Origin of the sequence: Bacillus hominis (genome assembly GCF_018332515.1) — a bacterium.
In the GTDB taxonomy this organism is placed as follows: domain Bacteria; phylum Bacillota; class Bacilli; order Bacillales; family Bacillaceae_G; genus Bacillus_A; species Bacillus_A hominis.
Genome location: NZ_BOQD01000460.1, coordinates 1 through 237, shown reverse-complemented (window position 1 = coordinate 237; position 237 = coordinate 1). Strand labels below are relative to the sequence as shown.

General features: G+C 34.6%; 1 protein-coding gene. It reads left to right on the top strand.

The features are described 5' to 3' along the window. Positions 1-10: 10 nt before the first annotated feature. Positions 11-237, top strand: a 227-nt coding sequence (locus tag KI356_RS26355) for a citrate/2-methylcitrate synthase (protein ID WP_274388408.1), incomplete at its 3' end; no start/stop codon positions are given.

Below are 237 nucleotides of genomic sequence, written 5' to 3'. Positions count from 1 at the left end.
GGAGGAAATAATGATGAAAGCTGAAGAAAAATTTTCCCCGGGATTAGATGGTGTAGTAGCAGCGGAGACGAAAATTTCGTTTCTTGACACAGTAAAAGGTGAAATTGTAATTCAAGGGTATGATTTAATCGAACTCTCAAAAACAAAAGAGTATTTAGACATTGTGCACCTTTTATTAGAAGAACATCTACCGAATGAGGATGAAAAAGCAACAATTGAAAAGCGATTAAAAGAAGA